Genomic DNA, 19586 nt, shown 5'->3' on the forward strand with positions numbered 1-19586 from the left:
TGTGCTGGGGGTGATGAGCACATTAGAGGGTGAAGCTTTCTATTGAAAAGGTTTCTCTAGAAAGAAATCAAGGCCGTCCGCCCTGCCCAGATGCACCTGACGGCGCACCTGCCGGTTCAGCAGCGTCAGCGGCCCCCGCGCGCTGGTGATCGTGGTGCCGTCGGCCACGGCGTCGACCTCCGGCACCGCCAGCGACCCCGCCCGGGACGCCAGCGCCGCCAGCATCGCCACCGCCTCGTAACAGCCCTGCCCGTGGGCGTTGAGCATCGGCGCCTGCGGCCCGAACCTGGCCGCGTAACGCTCGGCGAAGTCCAGGCTCGCGTCGGTGCCCAGGCCGTTGAAGTAGCCCATCGACGCGTACAGCTCGCCGGTGCCGTCACCGCCGATGCCGAGCAGCCCGTGCTCCTCCAGTGCCCCGCACAGCCGGGCCGAGCCCAGCCCGCTGGCCGCGTAGGCCCGGTTGAAGTCCACCAGGTCGCTGCCGATCAGCGTCAGCAGGATCGCGTCCGGCCGGGTGTCGGCCACCCGGTCGAGCCAGCGCGTCGCCTCCCCGTGACGGACGAACCGCTCGCCCACCACCCGCGCGCCCGCAGCCCGCAGCCGGGCCCGCGCGCTCGCGTGCACCAGCCGGGGCCACACGTAGTCGTTGCCCAGCAGGAACCAGCGCCGCGCCCCCCGCGCCCCCGCCAGCCACTCGATCCCGGGCGCGAGCTGCCTGCCGGGGGTCTCGCCCAGGAAGAAGACGCCCGGTGCGTGCCCGATCCCCTCGTACGGCGGCGCGTACACGAACGGGGCCCGGCCGCCGATCGCCCGCACCACCGCCACCCGCACGTCACTGGCGTGGGATCCGGCCACCGCCTCCACGGCGCCCGACCGGACCAGCTCGCCCACCTCGGCGGCGACCACCGGGGCGGCCCGGCCGCCGTCGACCAGCACCAGCTCGACCGGCCTGCCCAGCATCCCGCCCGCGGCGTTGACCTCGCCGGCCGCCATCAGGGCGCAGTTGATCGCGCAGGGCCCCACCAGCCCCAGCACCCCCGACACGGGCACCACGAGCGCGACACGCAACGCGCCGGAGGGGAGGAGCCGGGCCTCGAGAGGATCGACGATCGCCGCCACCCGACGAGTATCCTCCTGGAAAGCACCCGGGTGAAAGGACCTTGTTCAATGACCGCCACCGGGCTCGGGTCCTCTCTCGCGTACCTCCTCAGCAGCGCCGAGCGGAGCGTCAACCGAGGGCTGGCCGCCGCCCTCGCCGGCGAGGACGTCACCGTCGAGCAGTGGCGCATCCTGCGCGCGCTCGCCGACGGGCGCGGCCACTCGATGGGCGAGCTGGCGGCGGCCGTGCTCATGCCGCACCCGACGCTGACCAAGGCCGTCGACCGGCTGATCGAGCGGGCCCTGGTCTACCGCGGCCCCTCGGCGGGCGACCGGCGCAAAGTGGCCGTGTTCGTCGCCGGCCGGGGCGCCGACCTGCTGGCGCGGGTGGACGGGGCGGTGGCCGAGCACCACCGCCTCATCGCCGACGCCCTCGGCCACGACCGCATGGAGCGGCTGATGAGCGACCTGGAGTCGCTCGTGGCCGAGCTCGACCGCTAACGGGTCACGGGTAGAGGCCGCGCATCTGGTGCGCCTCGGCGACCCGGCCCACGCCGATGACGTGCGCCGCCTGCCGGAGCGTCAGCCCGCGCTCGGCGGCCATCGACTTGACCTCGCCGTAGGCGCTCTCCATCAGGTCCTTGAGCTTGCGGGCGACCTCGCCCTCGCTCCAGGAGAAGGCCTGCATGTTCTGCACCCACTCCAGGTAGGACACGATGACGCCGCCCGCGTTGGCCAGGATGTCCGGCACCACGACGGTGCCGTTGGCGGCCAGGATCTCGTCGGCCTCCGGCGTGGTGGGGCCGTTGGCGCCCTCCACGACCAGCCGGGCGCGCACCCGCGCCGCGTTGGCCTCGGTGATGACGCCCTCGAGCGCCGCCGGGACCAGGATGTCCACGTCGAGCTCGAACAGCTCGTCGTGGCCCAGCGCGTCGGCGTCGCGGTAGCCCAGCACCTGGCCGGTCTCGGCCACGTGCGCGCGCAGCGCGGCGACGTCGAGGCCGCCGGGCGCGTGGACGGCGCCGGTCACGTCGGAGACGGCCACGACCTTGCAGCCGGCGTCGGACAGATACTGCGCGGCGAGCGCGCCGACCTTGCCGAAGCCCTGCACGGCCACCGTCACGCCCTCGGGCGCGTGGCCCAGCGCCGACAGCGCCGCGATCTGGACGCCGCGCGAGGTCGCTCCCGCCCGGCCCAGCGAGCCGCCGAGCTGCATCGGCTTGCCGGTGACCACACCGGGCACCGCGTAGCCGGCGTTGACGCTGTAGGTGTCCATGATCCAGGCCATGGTCTGCTCGTCGGTGCCGACGTCGGGGGCCGGGATGTCCTTCTCCGGGCCGATCATCGGCAGGATCTCGTTGACGTAGCGGCGGGTCAGCCGCTCCAGCTCGCGGGTGGTCAGCGTGCCCGGATCGACGGCGACGCCGCCCTTGGCGCCTCCGTACGGGATGCCGACCAGCGCGCACTTCCACGTCATCCACATGGCCAGCGCGGTGACCTCGTGGATGTCGGTGCCCGGATGAAAGCGGATGCCGCCTTTGGCCGGGCCGCGCGAGACGTTGTGCTGCACCCGGAAGCCCTGGACGACGTCCATGCGGCCGTCCTCGCGCCGGACCGGGACCGAGACGGTCAGCGACCGGCGGGGCGTGGCGAGCATCGTACGGAGCCCGTCGTCGAGCCCGAGGTGCTCGGCCGCCTGGCCGAGCTGGTGAAGAGCGGAATCCAGGGCCTGGCGGCCAGGGGTGGTCTGTGCCGGCGTCTTTGACGGCACCATGACGCTCATGAAGAGGTCCTCCTGTTATGGACGCCCGATGTCTGGGTAAAGCGCCGTTGCCTAACCCTTTTGGGCGTACTTGTCGTGATCAGCCTAGAGGGGGTGTCTGGAGTTGCCTAGTGCTCGATATGCGACACTCTGGCAGGCTTGTGGCCCAGAGTGTGCCGAACTGTCGAACCGGGGGGTGTGATGCCCGCACTGGTGGTCGGGCCGATGTTGCGCTACGTCGATTCTGCCAGCGCCTCGATCTTCGTGGAGGCCGAAGCGCCGTGTACGGTCACCGTGGAGGCAGGCGGTCGGCCGTACAAGTCGCCCACCTTCACCGTCCACGGTCACCATTACGCGATTGTCGACATCACTGATATTTCCCAGGATGTCATCACGTATTCCGTGCGACTTGACGGTGACCAGGTGTGGCCGCCGGAAGGACGGCCGGAGAGCCGGATCCGGCGGCTGCCCGAGAGCGGGCCGCGCTCGCTGGCGTTCGGGTCGTGCCGGACGAGCGTGCCGCACGACACCGCGCACGTCCTCACCCACGGTCACGACGTGCTGCGCGCCTACGGCTGCCACCTGGCGCGGGCGGACGAGGAGGAGTGGCCCGACCTGCTCCTGCTCCTCGGCGACCAGGTCTACGCCGACAGCCCGTCGCCCGAGATGCTCGAGTTCATCCGTGCCCGCCGCGACACCGAGCCGCGCGACGAGATCGCCGACTTCGAGGAGTACGCCGAGCTCTACCGCCAGGCGTGGACCGACCCGGAGATCCGCTGGCTGCTGTCCACCGTGCCGACCGCGATGATCTTCGACGACCACGACCTGCGCGACGACTGGAACACCTCCAAGACCTGGCGCGAGGAGATGGCCGCGACGAGCTGGTGGAAGCGCCGGGTGGTGGCCGGGCTGGGGGCGTACTGGGTGTACCAGCACCTGGGCAACCTGTCGCCCGCCGAACGGGCTGCTGACCCGCTTTATCGTGATTTGTCGGGTGCTGATGGCGACGGGGCGGCCGCGCTCGACGCCTTCGCTGCCCTGGCCGACGCCGAGCCGTCCAGCAACCGGTGGAGCTACGCCCGCGACCTCGGCCCGTCCCGGCTCATCATGATCGACACCCGGTGCGCCAGGCAGCTCACGCCCGGCGACCGGCGCATGCTCGACCCGGCCGAACAGGCGTGGCTGGAGGAGCAGGTGTCCGCGCCCGCCGAGCGGCTGATCATCGGCTCGTCCATCCCGTTCCTGCTGCCCGAGGGCGTCCACGGCGTGCAGAACTGGAACGAGGCCCTGTGTGACGGCGCCTGGGGACGCACGGTCGCCCGCCTGTCGGAGCGCTTCCGTCAGGCGGTCGACCTGGAGCACTGGGCGGCGTTCCGGCGCTCGTTCGACGACCTGGCCAGGCTGTTCGCCGGGCTGGGCAAGCCGGTGCTCATCCTCTCGGGCGATGTGCACTACTCCTATGTCGCCAAGGCCCGCAAGGCGCCGGTCTACCAGGTGGTCTGCTCGCCGATTCGCAACCCGCTCAGCCGGCTGCTGCGCTGGGCCAACGTCTTCACCCAGTTCGGCATCGCCACGCTGGTCGGCGGGCTGCTGGCGCGCTCGGCCCGCATCCCGCGCCCGCCGTTCAGGTGGCGGGTGGTGGCCGGGCCGTGGTTCCAGAACGCGCTGGCCACGCTCAAGCTGCCCGAGGCCCGCGCCACCTGGCTCCAGTCGACCGGCGAGGAGGTCAAGGAACTCGGCACTGTACAACTGGAATGAAAACCATTATCGTGTCGGCGTCATGAATCAGTATGACGTCGCCGTGCCCTTCTACGACCTGTGGCACGAGGACGGCCACGTGCCCGCCGCCCGCGCCGCCCTCCCGCCCGTGCTGGCGCGGGTGCGCGGGCCCGTGCTGGAGATCGGCGCGGGCACCGGCCTGATCACCGAGGTCATCGCCGCCGCCACCGGCGGCGAGATCTTCGCCGTCGAGCCCGCCGCCGGCATGCGCGCCGTGCTCGTCTCCCGCCTCGCCCAGCGGCCCGGCCTGCTGGAGCGCGTCACCGTGCTGCCGTACGGGGCCCTCGACGCGGACGTCGACGAGCCGGTCGGCGCCGTCGTCATGATCGCGGTGCTCCAGGCGTTCGACGCCGCCACGCGCCCGCGGCTCTGGGAGACGCTGGCCCGCCAGCTCCGGCCGGGCGGGCTGCTCGTGTTCGACCGCCGCGAGCCCGCGCCCGCCGTCCCCGGCGAGCCGGAGCTCCTGGGCTCCTACCGCGTCGGCAGGCACCGCTACGAGGTGCACGGCCACCTCCTGGCCGCCGAGGGCGAGCTGACCCGCTGGCGCTTCCGCTACGTGGTCACCCAGCGCGGCGTCGTCATCGGCGAGGACGAGGTCATCAGCGAGAGCCACCGCCCCACCCGCGCCCGCCTCGACGCCGAGCTCACCGCCGCCGGGTTCACCCGCGCCGACGCCCCCGGCGGCCTGGACGTCTGGCGGTTCGCGAAATAGTCGGTGTTTCGCGAAATAGTCGGAACCGTGGTCCCCCGTGCGGCCAAGAACCAGATGACCGCATGAGAGAGGACCGACGACGTGGTGGGTGTGCAGGAAGTGTCAGAGGCGCTGGACGACTCCGCGCTGATCGGGCGTTCACGCGACGACCCGGAAAGCTTCGCGGCTCTGTTCGACCGGCACGCCGACGAGATCCACCGCTACGCGGCCCGGCGCCTCGGCCCCGAACTGGCCGAGGACGTCACCGGCGAGGTGTTCCTGGTGGCCTTCCGCCGCCGGGCCCGCTACGACCCGGCCTGGCCCGACGCCAGGCCCTGGCTGTACGGGATCGCCACCCGGGTCGTCGCCCAGCACCGCAGGGCCGAACGGCGGCGCAACCACGCCCTGGCCAAGGTGAGCCCGGAGCGGCCGGGCACCTTCGACGAGCGCAGCGCCGACCGCGTCACCGCCGAGCAGCTCCAGCCCCGGCTCGCCAAGGCGCTGACCGCGCTCAGCGCCGCCGAGCGCGACCTGCTGCTGCTCGTCGCCTGGGCCGACCTCACCTACGAGGAGGCGGCCCTCGCCCTCGGCGTCCCCGTCGGCACCGTGCGGTCCAGGCTGCACAGGCTCCGCGCCAAGGTGCGCAGGGCACTCGGCGGCAACGATCCCTTCGCAGCAGAGGAGCCCCGGCATGGATGAGGAGTTCAAGGAGTTCGCGGACGGCCGCCCGGCGGTGCCGCCCTACCCGCCCGAGGCCCGTTTCCGGGCCCGCGAGGCGCTGATGCGCGAGGCGCGCCGGGGGAGGGGGCTGCGGCTGCCCAGGTTCGGCTGGCAGGCCGTGGCCGCCTTCGGGATGACGGTCACCCTGGTCGGGGGCGTCGCCGTGGCCCTGTCCGGGCAGAACGGGCAGTCGCCGGTCGCCGGCAGCTCCGTCACGCGGGCCGCCGCGCAGTTCTTCCCCGAGCTGCGGCCCCGGCCCGGCCAGTTCATCCTGATCGAGTCCGACACCATGTACGCCTCGTTCCAGGCCGGGGAGGACGGCGAGGAGAGCCGCCACCTCTACCGGACGCACCGGAAGATCTACCGGTCGGTGGACGGGAGCGCGGACGGGCTGCTGTACATCGAGGGACGGCCGCCCGAGCCGTGGCCCGGCCGGGAGCTGCCCGCCGTGGCCCACGACTGGAAGGGCTCCGGCTGGAACCGGCTCGCGTCCTGCCCCGGCCGGATGGGGGACCAGCGTGACGACTACGCCTACCTGAGCGGGCTCGACGCGGCCGCCCTGCGCGCACTGATCCGCCGCGACGCGCCGCCCGGCAAGGCCGACGCCGCCCAGCAGGCGTTCGACGCGGCGGCCGAGCTCGTCCGCGAGAGCTACCTGCCCAGGGCGCAGCGCGAGGCGCTGTTCCAGGAGATCAAGGCGATCCCCGGCGTGACGGAGGCCGACGGGGTGGCCGACTCCGCCGGGCGACGCGGTGTGGCCCTCGGGCTGCCCGCCTCGGACGGGACCCTGCGGCAGCTCATCTTCGACCGCGGCACGTACAGCCTCCTCGGCGAGCGTGCCACGGTCGTGGACGCCCGCGCGGCGGAAGCGCCCGAGGGCAGCCTGCTCGCGCACACCGCCCAGCTCAACGTCACCGTCGTCGACCGGCTGCCCGAGGTGGACTCCCCGGACGGGGACGACAGCTGCGAGGGCCCCGCCGAATCCGCGTCCCCGGCCCCGACGGAGACGGCCGCCCCGGCGGAGGACGCGCCGACGGAGGACGTCCCGACGGAGACGGCCGCCCCGGCGGAGGACTTCCCGGCGGCCGAGCCGACCCCCATCCCGTCGGAGTCCCGCCCGGAGGTCCCGGCGGAGGACTTCCCCGTGGACGAGTCGGCGTCCCCCACCCCGGCCGGCCCCATGCCCACCCCTACCGGCTGACCCCCGCGACCCTCCTGGGGAGAGCCGCCTCGCCCCCCTCACGGCCCGTCTCCTTGGGAGAGGGCCGTAACGGGGGATGGCGCATTCACGGGCGGGAGGGCCCCTCACCTCCGCTGGTGGGAGGGCGAGTGGGTCAGCGGAAGGAGGCGAGGGCGTCGGCGAGGAGGTCGACGGCCCGGTGGAGGTCCTCCTCGGAGATGACGATCGGCGGCGCGAGCCGGATGGTGGACCCGTGCGTGTCCTTGGCCAGCACGCCCCGCTCCAGCAGGGCCTTGGACACCTCGCGCCCGGTGGCCAGGGACGGGTCGACGTCGACGCCGGCCCAGAGGCCGCGCCCGCGTACGGTCACGACGCCGTCGCCGACGAGCTCGCGCAGCCGGGCGTGCATGATGTCGCCCAGCCGGGCGGCCCGCTCCTGGAACTCGCCGGTGTTGAGCAGGTCGATGACGGCGTTGCCGACGGCGCAGGCGAGCGGGTTGCCGCCGAAGGTGGACCCGTGCTGCCCCGGCTTGATGACGCCGAGCACGTCCTCGTTCGCGGCGATGGCCGAGACGGGGACGACGCCGCCGCCGAGCGCCTTGCCCAGGACGTAGATGTCGGGCACGACGCCTTCGTGGTCGCAGGCGAAGGTCCTGCCGGTGCGCCCGAGCCCGGACTGGATCTCGTCGGCGATCATCAGCACGTTGTTCTCGGTGCAGATCTCGCGCACCTGGGCCAGGTAGCCGTCCGGCGGGACGAGCACGCCGGCCTCGCCCTGGATGGGCTCGACGAGCACGGCGACGGTGTTGGGCCCGATGGCGGACCTGATCGCCTCGGCGGAGCCGTACTTCACCACGGTGAACCCGGGCGTGTAGGGACCGAAGTCGCCGCGCGCGTCGGGGTCGGTGGAGAAGCTGACGATCGTGGTGGTGCGGCCGTGGAAGTTGTCCTCCATCACGATGATGTCGGCCTGCTCGGGCTCGACGCCCTTGACCTGGTAGCCCCACTTGCGGGCGACCTTGATGGCGGTCTCGACGGCTTCGGCGCCGGTGTTCATCGGCAGGATCATGTCCTTGCCGGTGAGGTCGCCCAGCCCGGCGCAGAACCGGGCGAACTGGTCGTGGTAGAAGGCTCGGCTGGTCAGCGTCAGGTTCTTGAGCTGCTCCTGGGCCGCCTCGATGATCTTCTCGTTGCCGTGGCCGAAGTTGAGCGAGGAGTAGCCGGACAGGAAGTCCAGGTACCGCCTGCCTTCGACGTCGGTCACCCATGCCCCGTGCGCCTCGTGGATCACCACGGGCAGCGGGTGATAGTTGTGCGCGCTCCGGCGCTCACTGGCCTCGATGAGGTCCGCGCTGCTGGTCATTCAGTTCTCCCCCCTGATTTCCAGTGTGCAGCACTTGGGGCCGCCACCGGCTTTGCGCAGCTCCGACAGGTCGACCGGGATCACCTCGTAGCCGCGCCGCTTCAGCTCCAGCTGGAGGTCTCCGGCCTCGGCGTTGATGACGACGTTGGTGCCGTCGCTGACCGCGTTGAGGCCGAGGACCTCGGCGTCGGCGGCGGAGGCGAGCACCGCGTCCGGGAACATCCGGCGCAGCACCTGGCGGCTGCCTTCGGAGAAGGCGCCCGGGTAGTAGGCGACGTTGCGCCCGTCGAGCGGGAACAGCGCGGTGTCGAGGTGGTAGAAGCGCGGGTCGACCAGCCGCAGCGTCACCACGGGCCGGCCGAGGAACTCCTGGGCCTCCTGGTGGGCCGCCGGGTCGGTGCGGAAGCCCGTACCGGCCAGGATGACCTCGTCCAGCGTGAGGAAGTCGCCCTCGCCCTCGTTGACCTGCGTGGGCTCCAGCACGGGGTAGCCGCGCTCGGCGAACCAGCGCAGGTAGGCGGGACCCTCGGGGCCGCGCTCGGGGAAGGCGAAGCGCGCCCCGTAGACCCGGCCGCCGGCGACGAGCGCCCCGTTGGCGGCGAAGACCATGTCGGGCAGCCCCTCGATCGGGTCGATGAGGCTGACCTGGTGCCCGAGGCTCTCGTACACCGCTTTGAGGCCTTCCCACTGCCGGATCGCGATGTCGCGGTCGGCGCCCGCCTCGGGGTTCATCCACGGGTTGATCGCGTAGGCGACCGTGAAGTGCTCCGGGCGGCACATGAGGAAGTGTTTGGGCATGCAGGGCTCCGTGTGTTCATGCTGGAATACGCCCTCACCTGGGAGGACGGAGCCACAGCCTAAGAATCGGGAGGCCTGTGGGGAAAGAGGGCGACATTGCGCGTGGGCGGTGTTCTGTTGCGTCTTGTGCCAGGTGAGCGGTGATTCGTTGCGCTGTCACGGCATGGCGGTTCCGGGAGGGCTGTCGACGAGCCTGGAGAGCACGATGGCGCTCTTGGTCCGCACCACGAACGCCTGCGCGGCGATGCGCTCGATCACCCGCTCGACGTGCCTGACGTCGGTCGCCCGGATGTGCAGCAGGGCGTCGGCCTCGCCGGTGATCGTGGCCGCGCCGACCACCTCCGGGAACCGGGAGACGGCCAGCGCGATGTCGGACGGCTTCGTCTTGCCCTGGCAGAACAGCTCCACGTACGCCTCGGTCGTCCAGCCGAGCGCCTGCGGTGCCACCCGGGCGCTGAAACCGGTGATCGCGCCGCTCTCGCGCAGCCGGTCCACCCGCCGTTTGACGGCCGGCGCGCTCAGGCCCACCTGCTGGCCGATCTCGGCGTAGGTCTGGCGGGCGTCGTCCACGAGCGCCGCGATGATGTCACGATCCAGCCGGTCCAGTTCCACGCGCTCTGTATATCGCCTGGCCGTGTGGCGCGCGACGATCACCTCCCGGCAGACTGGGCGCCTCTAACACGCTGGAAGGTCACCGGTCATGAGCAGCACGCGCTTTCCCGAGGGTTTCGTCTGGGGCGTCTCCACGTCCGCCTACCAGATCGAGGGCGCCAACGCCGTCGACGGGCGCGGCCCGTCGATCTGGGACTCCTTCTCCGACTCGCGGGACGCCTGCGACCACTATCACCGCTATCCCGAGGACGTGCGGCTGATGAAGGAGCTGGGGCTGGGCGCCTACCGCTTCTCGGTGAGCTGGCCCCGGGTGATGCCCGAGGGGGCGGGCCGGGTGAACGCCGCCGGGCTGGGCTTCTACGACAGGCTGGTGGACGAGCTGCTGGCGGCCGGGATCACCCCGTACGTGACGCTCTACCACTGGGACCTGCCCCAGGCGCTGGAGGACCGGGGCGGCTGGCCGGAGCGCGACACGGCGCTGCGCTTCGCCGACTACGCGCGGGTGGTGCACGAGCGGCTGGGCGACCGGGTCGGCACCTGGTTCACGCTGAACGAGCCGTGGGTGGCGGCGTTCCTCGGCTACGGCGCGGGCATCCACGCGCCCGGCAGGAGGTCGGCCGCCGACGCCTTCAGGGCCGCCCACCACCTGCTGCTCGGCCACGGGCTGGCGGCGGACGCGCTGCGCTCGGCGGGCGCCCGGGAGATCGGCGCGGTGCTCAACTTCGGGCCGGTGATGACCCCCGGCCAGGTGATCGGGTCGGCCCGCGAGCTGAGCGAGGAGGACGCCGCCGCGGTCGCCAGGATCGACGAGCTCATGCACGGGCAGTTCCTGGAGCCGCTGACGCGCGGCCGCTACCCGGACCGGGTGGTGGAGCTCGCCGGCACGGACCACGTGCGTGACGGCGACCTGGAGCTCATCTCCGGCCCGCTCGACCTGCTCGGCGTCAACTACTACGCGCCGACCGTCGTGCAGGCCCAGCCCAGCGAGCCCGCCGACCCCGCCTACCCGGGCAGCGACGGCATCCTGTTCTGCACCGTGCCCACCGCCGTGACCGCGATGGGCTGGCCCATCGTGCCCGGCGCGCTCACGCTGCTGCTCGACCGGCTGACCCGCGAGCATCCGGGCCTGGAGCTGATGATCACCGAGAACGGGGCCGACTTCGCCGACACCGTCACCGGCGACGGCATCCGCGACATGGACCGCATCCACTTCATCGAGGAGCACCTGCGCGCCCTGCGCACCTCCGTCGAGCGCGGCGCCCGGGTGCGCGGCTACCTCGTCTGGTCGCTGCTCGACAACCACGAGTGGGCCGACGGCTACCAGCGGAAGTTCGGGCTCGTGCACGTCGACTTCGCCACCCAGAAGCGGCGGATGAAGGACAGCGCGCTGTGGTACCGCGACGTGGTGCGCCGCAACGGCCTCGGCGGCGACCGGCCGCGCCGCCCCACGCTGGAGACCGTCGCCGCCCGCGCCGGCGTCTCCCGGGCGACGGTCTCGCGCGTCGTCAACGGCGAGGCGTCGGTCAGCCCGGAGGTCCGCGCCGGCGTGCTGCGCGCCGTCCGCGAGCTCGGCTACGTGCCCAACGCCGCCGCCCGCAGCCTCGTCACGCGCCGCACCGACGCGATCGCGCTGGTCCTGGCCGTGCCCCGGCAGGGCGGCGACGCCCTCACCGCCGCCGTCGTCCAGTACGTCACCAGCGTCCTCGAAGGCGCGGGAAAGCAGGTCACGCTCATGCTCGCCGACACCGCCGAGAGCCACCGGCGCATCCTGGAGCGGGTGGAGACCGGGCTGCTCGACGGCGTGGTGCTGCTGCCGCCCGACGGCCCCGACCCGCTGGCCGAGCGGCTGGCCCGCACCGGCACGCCCGTCGTGCTGCTCGGCAAGCCCGCCGTCGCCTCGCTCGTCCCGTACGTGGACGTGGACAACGCGGGTGGCGCCGCGGCGGCCACCGAGCACCTGCTGCGCCAGGGCCGCCGCCGCATCGGCGTCATCTGCGGCCCCACCGACCTGGTGGCCGTCCAGGACCGCCTGACCGGCCACCGCGAGGCCCTGGAACGCGCCGGGCTGCGCCCGCACCTCGCGCTCGCCGGTCACACCCGCGAGTCGGGCGCCGAGGCGCTCACCCGGCTGCTCGCCGAGGACGACCGCCTCGACGCCGTCTTCGCGACCGGTGACCAGCTCGCGATCGGCGCGCTGCGCGCCGCCGCCGAGGCCGGCCGCCGGGTGCCCGCCGACCTGGCGGTCGTCGGCTTCGACGACATCGACGCCGCCTCCGCCACCACCCCGCCCCTCAGCACCGTACGGACTCCCGTGACGGACCAGGCGATGGCCCTGGCCCGGCTGCTGCTGTCACGGCTGGAGGGCAGGCACGCCGGCTCGGTGGTGCTCCCGGCCCGCCTGGTGGTGCGCGGCTCCAGCGCCTGACCGGCCGGGCCGCCCCGATGGGGGAGGCCCGGGGGCGGTCAGCTGGTGGAGAAGGTGAACCAGTTGACGTTGACGAAGTCGGCCGGCTGGCCGCTGGCGAACGTCAGGTAGACGGTGTGGGTGCCGGTGACGGGTGAGATGTTGGCCGGGACCGTGCGCCAGCTCTGCCAGCCGCCGGTGTTGCCGATCGCGAAGTCGCCGATCGGCGGGGCCGTCGGGCTGCCGAGCCGCACCTGGACCAGGCCGCTCACGCCGGCCCCGGCCCCGGACGCGACCCGCGCCTTGAACTGGCGGGCCGCCGTGGCGCCGAAGTTCACCCCGTCGAAGCGGAGCCAGTCGCCGTTGGCGATGGCGCCCACGTTCTGGCCGCCGCCCGCGTCGGTGGTGGCCTCGACCATCGTCCCGGACTGCGCCTGGTAGCGCTCGGCCTGGATGGTGGAGCGGGCGTCGACGCCGCCGGGCGAGGTCGGGGTGATCGTCGGCGACGGCTCGGTGGTGCCGCCGCTCTGCCACACCGCCACGTAGTCGACGACCATCGGCCGTCCCGGCACGGTGGCCGCGGTCGGCGTGCCGAACCCGGCCACGCCGTTGGGGAAGCCGCCGCCCATCGCCACGTTGAGCAGCAGGAAGTAGCCGGCGTGCCCGGTCATGTTGTTCCACGTGGTGGCGTCGAACTGGGACTGGCTCACGCTGTGGAACTGCTGGCCGTCCACGTACCAGCGGAGCTGGTTGGGGGTGACGCTGCGGTCCCACTCGAAGCGGTAGGTGTGGAAGGCCGACTGGCACGACGAGCCGGGGCAGACGCGGCTGGCGCCGAGGCCGTTGTTCTCGTTGCACGGCCCGCCGGGGCTGACGCCGCAGTGGAGCACGGCCCACACGGAGTTGACGCCGTTGACGTTCTCCATGATGTCGAACTCGCCGATGCCGGGCCAGTTCCAGTAGTTGCCCCGGTAGGGGGAGCCGAGCGCCCAGAACGCCGGCCAGTAGCCGAGGGCGGCGTCGCCGGTGACGTTCGGCATCTGGATGCGGCCCTCGATGCGCAGGACGCGCCCGGCGGCGGGCTTGAAGTCGGCCTTCCTGGTCTCGATGCGGGCCGACGTCCACTCGCCGGAGGAGCTGCGCAGCGGGGTGATGCGCAGGTTGCCGGAGCCGTCGAGGGCCAGGTTGGAGGGGCTGGAGGTGTAGTTCTGGATCTCGCCGGTGCCCCAGTTGGCGGGGCCGCCGGGGTAGGCGTGGCCGGTGTCGATCTGCCAGTTGGCGGAGGAGGGCGGGGAGCCGGAGGGGCCGTTGAAGTCGTCGGACCAGACCAGCGACCAGCCGGACGGGGTGGGCGGCACGGCGGCGGAGGCGCTCACCGCCACGTGCACAAGCAGGCCGCTGACCAGCGTCAGCGCCGCGGCCACGGCCGCGAGCCGGCGGCGGCCGGCGGATCGGAGGGTACGTAACGTCATTCGCTGCTCCCGGGGGGTGCGGAGGCAAACCGGAGAGAGCGCTCTCTCGATTAGCTGAACACACCCGTTGACCCGCTGTCAACAGTCTGTCCGGGCCTCGGATCGCCGGGACCGTTCCGATGGGAGAGCGCTCTCAGTCGCGGGCGCCCGGACATGCCGAAGGGCCGGTCGCGACGGCGACCGGCCCTTCGTGCGCGAGCGTGCGGCTCAGCCCTTCTCGGCCTCGCCCGTGGCCTGCTCCATGGCCTCCTCGGGAGAGGCCTCCAGGTCCTGCTCCGCCTCGGCGCCGGCCTGGGCGGACGCCTTGTCCAGGCGCACCCAGCTCGTCACGCTCTCCACGGCGAACAGCACGAACAGGTAGGCGGTCAGCACCGCCAGCACCGGCGTCAGCCAGCCGAAGGCGGCGCCCACGCCGATGATGAGCAGCCGCAGCTCCCAGCCGAGCCCGGCGTGGAACACCCAGGCGGGCGGCCAGATCGACTGCCGGGTCCGGTAGACGGTGTCATAGGTGTGGTAGCCGACCACGTACACGAGCACGAACAGCAGCCACTTCGGCGCGTCGGCGGTCAGCCCGACGACGATCAGCGTGAGGAACTCGGCGCCGCGCAGCAGCGGCGGCGTCAGCCAGTCGAAGCGGCCCAGGTGGTGGCGCGGCGCGGTCGGCAGCACCAGCAGCACCATGATCAGCGGCGGGACCAGCAGCATCGGCCCCGGCTCCAGCAGCCCGCCGGCAGTGACGGCGATGACGGCCAGCAGGGCGGCGAGCGTGGCGGGGACCGGCGGCAGACCCTTGCCGAGCTTGCCCGCGAGCGCGTGGACGAGCGGCCCGTCGTCACGGTAGGCGAGCAGCCGGGCGGTCTGGACGCGGCGGCGTTCCTCGTCCGGGTCGGGTGCGGGGGTGGCGGCGGCCTGCGGGTGGGTGATCATGCGAGCGACCTCATGAGGCGTCCGGTCAGGGTGTAGGCGGCGGCGACGGTGCCCCAGATCACCAGCGTGAGGAAGGTAATGCGGGCGTCGAAGAGGGCGGCGGTGATCGCGATGGCCGCGAACCGCTCGCCGATGGGGAACACGATCATCTTACGGGCCCAGTGGACGGCGCGGTACTTGCCGGCCTTGGTCCACATCTTGAGCAGCCCGCGGATGCCCTGGCTGCGCTCGACCTTGCGGCGCTCCAGCGCCTGGCGCAGGGCCCGGTCGTCGGGCGCGTCGAGCGGCAGCGTCGGGAGCTGCGCGGGCGCCTTGGCGCGCCGGTTGGCGATGCCGAAGGAGAAGTCGAGCAGGTGGCGCACGGACTGCAGGCCGATCGCCGCCAGCGCGAAGATCCAGATCGTGTCGTCGCCGTGACCAGCCACGACCCAGCCGATCGCCAGGCCGGCGAAGACCACGTACTCCTTGAACCGGTCGAACGTGGCGTCGAGCCACGCACCGAGCACGCCGAACTTGCGGGCGTAGCGGGCGACCTGGCCGTCGACGCAGTCGAAGACGAACGCGAAGTAGATCAGGATGCCGCCCGCGACCATGCCGACCCGGTCGCCGGTGGCGAAGCAGGCGGCGGCGGCCACGCCGAGCGCGATGGAGATGAGCGTGACCTGGTTGGGCGTCAGCCCGCGCCGGGCCGCCCAGCGGGCGATGAAGCGGGAGTAGGTGGAGACGAAGTAGGTGGTGAAGAAGCCGTCGGCGCCCTTGACGGCGTTGTCGAGCCTGGCCCGGTCCTCGTCCATGCCGATGATCTCGGAGCCGGCCTCGTTGGCCTCCTCCTGGGTGGTGACGCGGCGGTAGAACAGGTCGCGGCGGCCGCGGATGCCGACCGAGACGCCGTTGCGCACCAGGCCGAACGCGATGATCTGCACCAGGTCGTCGTCGGGGCCGAAGGCGTCGGCCATGTCGGCGAGCTGACGGCAGGTCTCGGCGAGCACCGGCGCGTTGCGCGCGCTGATGTGGACCGGGCCGAGCAGCACGGCGTTGGGCCGGGTCACCTTGTGGGTGGCGGTGCCGATCGACACCACCCGCGACTTGCCGATGCGGGAGCGAACCGGGAGCCCTTCGACCCGGTTCATGCCGATCTCTGGCTCTGCCTCCTCGATCGGAACGGCCTCGGCCGTCTCCTCCTGTCCCGCGCCGGGGTCCTCGTCGGAGTCCTCCCCGGCCGCCGGGCGCGGCTCCTTGGCGACGAGCACCAGCGCGCCGCGCTTGGACTTGGTGATCTGGTAGATCAGCTCGTCGTGGACGACCGAGTTTTCCGGGATGATGAACAGGCTTTCCGTCGCCGACTCGGCGACCTCGGCCAGTGCGCGCAGGGCGGCGGCCACGTCGCCTGACGCGATCGTGGCGGGCCGCGGGTCCATGGTGCGAAGCTGGCTGTGCAGCCGCTCGGAGACGGTGGGATTGCCGGGTAGCGCGGCGAGCCTCAGGCCGGTCGGAGCGGTGTCGGGGCCGGGCGAAGAGCCCAGCAGGACCACGCGGGTCATGACTCCCTTTCGAGGCGGTTTCGGGGGGTTGAACATCGGGCAATGCGGGACAGGCGTCAAAGTGTAGTAAGGGTTCCTGAGCAACGCGTCACCGCCGCACGGCCGGAGCACGAAGTGCCGACGCTTTCCCGGCCATAAGATGAGCGAGTGAGTCTCTACCGTGACGAGGGCGTGGTCCTGCGCACGCAAAAGCTCGGCGAAGCCGATCGCATCGTCACAATCCTGGCCAAGCGCACCGGCAAGATCCGGGCCGTGGCCAAGGGGGTGCGCCGCACCACCTCGCGCTTCGGCGCAAGGCTCGAGCCGTTCACCCACGTCGATCTGCAACTCCACACCGGACGCACACTCGACGTGGTCACCCAGGCCGAGACCATCAGACCTTACGGCGAGACGCTGGCGGCCGACTACCCCCGCTACACCGCCGGCACCGCGATGCTGGAGACCGCCGACCGGCTCACCCACGGCGAGAAGGAGCCGGCGCTGCGCCAGTTCCTGCTGCTGGTGGGCGGGCTGCGCACGCTGGCCGACGGCGACCACGAGGCCAGGCTGGTGCTCGACGCCTACTTCCTGCGCTCGCTGGCCGTCGCCGGCTACGCGCCCGCGCTGGAGGCGTGCGCCAAGTGCCGGGCCCCGGCCGTCAGGGCGTTCGCCATCGTGGCGGGCGGCGTGGTGTGCGGGGCGTGCCGCCCGGCCGGCTCGGCCGTGCCCGCCGGGGAGACGATCGGGCTCATGACGGCGCTGCTGCGGGGCGACTGGGTCTCCGCCGACGCCTCAGAGCCGCGCCACCGCACCGAGTGCAGCGGCCTGGTGGCGGCCTACCTGCAATGGCACCTGGAGCACGGCATCCGCTCGCTGCGCCACGTAGAAAGGGAACCCGCGTGAATCCCCGCCCGCCGTCGCCGCACCCGTCCGGTGCGACGCCGCCGCCGATCCCGCGCGACCTGGTGCCCCGGCACGTCGCCATCGTCATGGACGGCAACGGCCGCTGGGCCAAGGCCCGCGGCCTGCCGCGCACCGAGGGGCACAAGGCGGGGGAGGCGTCCCTGTTCGACGTCATCGAGGGCGCCCTGGAGCTCGGCGTCCCCTACCTGAGCGCGTACGCCTTCTCCACGGAGAACTGGAAGCGCTCGCCCGACGAGGTGCGCTTCCTCATGGGCTTCAACCGCGACGTGATCCGGCGCCGCCGCGACGAGCTCAACGCGATGGGCGTGCGGGTGCGCTGGGCGGGCCGGCCGGGCCGGCTGTGGAAGAGCGTGATCTCCGAGCTGCAGACCGCCGAGGCGATGACCGAGCACAACCGGGCGCTGACCTTGCAGTTCTGCGTCAACTACGGCGGCCAGGCCGAGATCGTCGAGGCGGCGGTCAAGCTGGCCGAGGACATCGCCGCCGGCCGCGTCAGGGCGTCGAAGGTCAACGAGAAGGTCTTCGCCCGCTACCTCGACGAGCCGGAGATCCCGCCGGTCGACCTGTTCGTCCGCTCGTCGGGGGAGCAGCGCTTCTCCAACTTCCTGCTGTGGCAGTCGGCCTACGCCGAGATGGTGTTCCTGGACCGGCTCTGGCCCGACTTCGACCGGCGCGACCTGTGGGAGGCGTGCGAGATCTACGCCAAGCGCGACCGCCGCTACGGCGGGGCGGTGCCCAACCAGGTCTGAGCGCGCCCTGACGTGGGCAACGTCAGGACATGTGGCGACTGATCTGGAACTCTGCCCTGGTCATCGCGCTCTACTACCTCGTCCCGCTGGAGGCCGGCGGGCCCCTGTGGCTGAGGTGGGCTCGCGCGGCGGTGTTCGCGGCCGGGGTGGCGCTGGTCGTGGTGGGCGTCGCCCGCGCGGCCAGGCGGCAGGCGACGGCCGAGCCCGGCTCCCTGCCCGCGACCGGCCTGGCGGTGGCGACCGTGGCGGGCGTCGCCCTGTTCGCGCTGGCCGACTACGGGGTGGCCGTCTGGGGCGAGAACGAGTTCGCCGGGCTGCGCACGCGCACCGACGCCCTCTACTTCGCCGTCTCGACGCTGGCCACGGTCGGCTTCGGCGACGTGCACGCGCAGGGGCAGGTGGCCAGGGCGCTGGTGCTGGCGCAGATGGTGTTCAACCTGGTCGTCCTCGCCACGGCCGCGACCCTGCTGACCCGCCGCCTGCGCGAGCGCCGCCACCTGTGACGCCCCTCCCAGGAGGGTGACGTCCCTCCCAAGAGGATGGCGCCTCTCTCAGGAGGGTGACGGCGGCAGCGCGGCCAGGCGGCGGGTGGCCTCGGCGAGGTCGGCCGGGCCCGGGGCGGCGGCGAAGGAGAGCCGCAGGAAGGGGCCCGAGGGCTCGGCGGGGAAGTAGCGGGCGCCCGCGTCCACCGCGACGCCGTGGGCGCGGGCGGCGTCGGCCAGGGTGGTGTCCTGGACGCCGTCCGGCAGGCGTACCCACAGGTGCAGGCCGCCGGTCGGGTGCCGGGTGAGCGTCCAGTGCGGGAGGTCGCGGGCGAGACAGGCGGCGAGCAGCGCGCAGCGCTCGCGCAGGGCGGCCGAGAGCGTCCGCAGGTGCCGCTCCCAAGCCGGGGTGCTGAGAAGCTCGACGGCGGCCTCCTGGAGCGGCCGGGCGGTGAAGAAGTCGTCGACGAAGCGCATCCCCCACAGCCGCCGCATCACCGGGCCGCGCGCGATCACCGCGCCGATGCGCAGGCTGGGGGAGGCGGGCTTGGTCAGCGAGGTGAGGTGGATGACGGTGCCGTCGCGGTCGCCGGAGACCAGCGGGGGCGGCAGCGGGCCGCCGTGGCCGAGATGGCGGGCGAAGTCGTCCTCGACGAGGAACGCGCCCGCCGCCTTGGCCACCTCCACCACCTGATCGCGCCTGCCGGGGGCCAGGACCGTGCCGGTCGGGTTGTGGAAGGTGGGCTGGCAGTAGAGCAGCCGCGCGCCGGTCATGGCGAAGGCGTCGGCGAGCAGGTCGGGGCGGATGCCGTCGGCGTCCGTCGGCACCGGCAGCGGGCGCAGCCCGGCGGCGCGGGCGGCGGCCAGCGCGCCCGGGTAGGTGGGCGACTCCATGAGGACCGGGCCGCCGGGGGCGACGATGGCCCTGAACAGCATCGACAGCGCGCCCTGCCCGCCGCCGGTGACGAGCACGTCGTCGGCGGTCACCGAGCCGCCCGCCTGGCGGGCGAACAGCGCGCGCAGCGGCGCGAGCCCGGCCGTCGGGGCGCGGCGCCAGGCGCCGGGACGGCGGGCGGCGCGGGCGAGCGCGGCGGCCAGCGCCCGC

The 19586-nt window shown here is 72.9% G+C and carries 18 protein-coding genes; 9 read left to right on the forward strand and 9 right to left on the reverse strand.

Annotated elements, in window-relative coordinates; translation table 11 throughout:
- Nucleotides 1-39 precede the first annotated feature (39 nt).
- Nucleotides 40-1119, reverse strand: a complete 1080-nt coding sequence (locus tag KME80_RS20920) for a substrate-binding domain-containing protein (RefSeq protein WP_219507557.1) — start codon at nt 1117-1119, stop codon at nt 40-42.
- Nucleotides 1120-1167: 48 nt separating this feature from the next.
- Here KME80_RS20920 and KME80_RS20925 point away from each other — a divergent pair, with 48 nt between their 5' ends.
- Nucleotides 1168-1599 carry a MarR family winged helix-turn-helix transcriptional regulator gene (locus tag KME80_RS20925; RefSeq protein ID WP_219507559.1) on the forward strand — a complete coding sequence of 144 codons (432 nt, stop codon included), beginning with the start codon at nt 1168-1170 and terminating at the stop codon, nt 1597-1599.
- 4 nt (nt 1600-1603) lie between these two features.
- On the opposite strand, the gene KME80_RS20930 is transcribed toward KME80_RS20925, so the two are convergent.
- Nucleotides 1604-2881, reverse strand: a complete 1278-nt coding sequence (locus KME80_RS20930; RefSeq protein ID WP_219507561.1) for a Glu/Leu/Phe/Val family dehydrogenase — start codon at nt 2879-2881, stop codon at nt 1604-1606.
- A gap of 180 nt (nt 2882-3061) precedes the next feature.
- On the opposite strand from KME80_RS20930, the gene KME80_RS20935 reads away from it, so the two are divergent.
- The 4 genes from KME80_RS20935 to KME80_RS51920 all read left to right on the forward strand — a co-directional run bounded on the left by KME80_RS20935 (nt 3062) and on the right by KME80_RS51920 (nt 7251).
- A complete protein-coding gene (locus tag KME80_RS20935; protein ID WP_219507562.1) occupies nt 3062-4618 on the forward strand; it encodes an alkaline phosphatase D family protein in 1557 nt (518 codons plus the stop codon).
- Nucleotides 4619-4640: 22 nt separating this feature from the next.
- The gene (locus KME80_RS20940; RefSeq protein ID WP_219507564.1) at nt 4641-5351 is read left to right on the forward strand and encodes an SAM-dependent methyltransferase; all 711 of its coding nucleotides are present in this window, start codon (nt 4641-4643) and stop codon (nt 5349-5351) included.
- A 90-nt stretch (nt 5352-5441) separates the two neighbouring features.
- Nucleotides 5442-6029, forward strand: a complete 588-nt coding sequence (locus tag KME80_RS20945) for an RNA polymerase sigma factor (RefSeq protein ID WP_219507565.1) — start codon at nt 5442-5444, stop codon at nt 6027-6029.
- A complete protein-coding gene (locus KME80_RS51920; protein ID WP_219507567.1) occupies nt 6022-7251 on the forward strand; it encodes a CU044_5270 family protein in 1230 nt (409 codons plus the stop codon). Before KME80_RS20945 ends, KME80_RS51920 begins: the two co-directional genes overlap by 8 nt.
- A 133-nt stretch (nt 7252-7384) precedes the next feature.
- On the opposite strand, the gene rocD is transcribed toward KME80_RS51920, so the two are convergent.
- The 3 genes from rocD to KME80_RS20965 all read right to left on the reverse strand — a co-directional run bounded on the left by rocD (nt 7385) and on the right by KME80_RS20965 (nt 10003).
- Nucleotides 7385-8593 carry an ornithine--oxo-acid transaminase gene (gene rocD / locus KME80_RS20955; protein ID WP_219507570.1) on the reverse strand — a complete coding sequence of 403 codons (1209 nt, stop codon included), beginning with the start codon at nt 8591-8593 and terminating at the stop codon, nt 7385-7387.
- Nucleotides 8594-9391, reverse strand: a complete 798-nt coding sequence (ddaH, locus tag KME80_RS20960; protein WP_219507571.1) for a dimethylargininase — start codon at nt 9389-9391, stop codon at nt 8594-8596. It lies immediately after the preceding gene.
- A gap of 156 nt (nt 9392-9547) precedes the next feature.
- Nucleotides 9548-10003 carry an Lrp/AsnC family transcriptional regulator gene (locus tag KME80_RS20965; RefSeq protein WP_219507572.1) on the reverse strand — a complete coding sequence of 152 codons (456 nt, stop codon included), beginning with the start codon at nt 10001-10003 and terminating at the stop codon, nt 9548-9550.
- An 88-nt stretch (nt 10004-10091) separates the two neighbouring features.
- Between KME80_RS20965 and KME80_RS52790 the strand changes: the two genes are divergently transcribed.
- The gene (locus KME80_RS52790; RefSeq protein WP_219507574.1) at nt 10092-12428 is read left to right on the forward strand and encodes a GH1 family beta-glucosidase; all 2337 of its coding nucleotides are present in this window, start codon (nt 10092-10094) and stop codon (nt 12426-12428) included.
- 38 nt (nt 12429-12466) lie between these two features.
- Here KME80_RS52790 and KME80_RS20975 read toward each other — a convergent pair whose 3' ends face one another.
- The 3 genes from KME80_RS20975 to KME80_RS51930 form a co-directional block, all read right to left on the reverse strand.
- A complete protein-coding gene (locus tag KME80_RS20975; RefSeq protein WP_219507576.1) occupies nt 12467-13879 on the reverse strand; it encodes a glycoside hydrolase family 16 protein in 1413 nt (470 codons plus the stop codon).
- A gap of 207 nt (nt 13880-14086) precedes the next feature.
- Nucleotides 14087-14806, reverse strand: a complete 720-nt coding sequence (locus tag KME80_RS51925; RefSeq protein ID WP_219507578.1) for a DUF5941 domain-containing protein — start codon at nt 14804-14806, stop codon at nt 14087-14089.
- A complete protein-coding gene (locus KME80_RS51930) occupies nt 14803-16347 on the reverse strand; it encodes a CDP-alcohol phosphatidyltransferase family protein (RefSeq protein WP_219507579.1) in 1545 nt (514 codons plus the stop codon). The genes KME80_RS51925 and KME80_RS51930 overlap by 4 nt, the downstream gene beginning before the upstream one ends.
- A gap of 147 nt (nt 16348-16494) precedes the next feature.
- Between KME80_RS51930 and recO the strand changes: the two genes are divergently transcribed.
- The 3 genes from recO to KME80_RS21000 are packed head-to-tail and all read left to right on the forward strand — an operon-like array spanning nt 16495 to nt 18502.
- The gene (recO, locus tag KME80_RS20990; protein ID WP_219507581.1) at nt 16495-17229 is read left to right on the forward strand and encodes a DNA repair protein RecO; all 735 of its coding nucleotides are present in this window, start codon (nt 16495-16497) and stop codon (nt 17227-17229) included.
- Complete coding sequence (locus KME80_RS20995) at nt 17226-17999, forward strand: isoprenyl transferase (RefSeq protein ID WP_219507583.1); 774 nt, start codon at nt 17226-17228, stop codon at nt 17997-17999. The genes recO and KME80_RS20995 overlap by 4 nt, the downstream gene beginning before the upstream one ends.
- Before the next feature lie 29 nt (nt 18000-18028).
- On the forward strand, nt 18029-18502 hold the full coding sequence (locus tag KME80_RS21000; RefSeq protein ID WP_219507584.1) for a potassium channel family protein: 474 nt from the start codon (nt 18029-18031) through the stop codon (nt 18500-18502).
- A gap of 48 nt (nt 18503-18550) precedes the next feature.
- Here KME80_RS21000 and KME80_RS21005 read toward each other — a convergent pair.
- Nucleotides 18551-19586: aminotransferase-like domain-containing protein (locus KME80_RS21005; RefSeq protein WP_219507585.1), on the reverse strand; the 1036-nt coding region annotated here is incomplete at its 5' end.

This window comes from Nonomuraea ceibae (assembly GCF_019396325.1).
In the GTDB taxonomy this organism is placed as follows: domain Bacteria; phylum Actinomycetota; class Actinomycetes; order Streptosporangiales; family Streptosporangiaceae; genus Nonomuraea; species Nonomuraea ceibae.